The sequence below is a fragment of the Micromonospora sp. NPDC003944 genome (assembly GCF_053605225.1).
Window position 1 is genome coordinate 1 of record NZ_JBSGIV010000146.1, and the last position, 1,353, is coordinate 1,353.

The window sequence follows — 1,353 nt, forward strand, 5'->3', positions numbered from 1 at the left end:
GCCAAGCGCTACACCGGCCGTGGCATGGCGTTCCTCGACCTGATCCAGGAGGGCAACCTCGGCCTGATCCGGGCCGTGGAGAAGTTCGACTACACCAAGGGCTACAAGTTCTCCACGTACGCCACCTGGTGGATCCGACAGGCCATCACCCGCGCCATGGCCGACCAGGCCCGCACCATCCGCATCCCGGTGCACATGGTCGAGGTCATCAACAAGCTCGGCCGCATACAGCGTGAGCTGCTCCAGGATCTGGGCCGCGAGCCCACCCCGGAGGAGCTGGCCAAGGAGATGGACATCACACCCGAGAAGGTGCTGGAGATCCAGCAGTACGCTCGGGAGCCCATCTCACTGGACCAGACCATCGGCGACGAGGGCGACAGCCAACTCGGTGACTTCATCGAGGACTCCGAGGCCGTCGTCGCGGTCGACGCGGTCTCGTTCTCGCTCCTGCAGGACCAGCTCCAGCAGGTGCTACAGACGCTCTCCGAGCGTGAGGCGGGTGTGGTACGCCTGCGCTTCGGCCTGACCGACGGCCAACCTCGGACGCTCGACGAGATCGGCCAGGTCTACGGGGTGACCCGCGAGCGGATCCGGCAGATCGAGTCCAAGACGATGTCCAAGCTGCGTCACCCGTCCCGGTCGCAGGTCCTCCGGGATTACCTGGACTGAGCCGGTTTCGTCAACCGAACGTGTCGTTTTGACCACCTGGCGTGCAACACCAGATGGTGATCGTCCGGATGCACGAATGTGATCGTTGACGTGGCACCCTGGGTGCACGGCACACTATCCCTTCCAGGTGTGACCTCGGTCCCCCGCGGGCACACAGGGAAGGCAGTGCCTAGTAAGGGTGTTGCACGATAGGTGAGCAACGACCGAAGAGATTGTTCATCGGTGACGACCAGAGGAGGAAGGCGATGACCCCGACCCTCACGCCGCCGCCCGAGACGGTGGCACCCCCAGCCGCCGATGAACGGTGCGACCGCTGCAATGCTGCCGGGAAGCTCCGGATCACTCTGGCGGGTGGGAGCGAGCTGGTGTTCTGCGGGCACCACGCGAACAAGTACGCGGAGGATCTCGTGAAGATCACCGAGCGGTTCGCAACGGAGCCCGATTTCAGCTGGCGTGGCGCCGATCTGATGGCGAACTAGATCCGCAAACCGACATAGCCGGCCGGAGGCACCCCGAGGGTGCCTCCGGCCGGCTTTCTTGTCCAACCGCCCAACCGCCCAACCGCACCGCCCCGCGCCCCGCGCCCCGCGCCCCGCGCCCCGCGGGTCGACCACTCGTCGCCGCCGATGCCCACGATCACGGATCCGGCCGCGCTGCGGGCCTGCCTCGAATCCATGATCTTCC

At 66.0% G+C, this 1,353-nt stretch carries 2 protein-coding genes; both read left to right on the plus strand.

The window, feature by feature from the left end:
• On the plus strand, positions 1 to 669 hold a 669-nt coding region (gene rpoD / locus ACWER9_RS31830; RefSeq protein WP_167735156.1), incomplete at its 5' end, for an RNA polymerase sigma factor RpoD.
• A gap of 245 nt (positions 670 to 914) precedes the next feature.
• Positions 915 to 1,148, plus strand: coding sequence for a DUF7455 domain-containing protein (locus ACWER9_RS31835; RefSeq protein ID WP_030337431.1), 234 nt, complete (start codon positions 915 to 917; stop codon positions 1,146 to 1,148).
• Positions 1,149 to 1,353 lie beyond the last annotated feature (205 nt).

What these genes read in the sequence shown, in the direction of transcription:
- ACWER9_RS31835 (WP_030337431.1), top strand. Translation starts at nt 915, where the DNA reads ATGACCCCGACCCTCACGCCGCCGCCCGAGACGGTGGCACCCCCAGCC.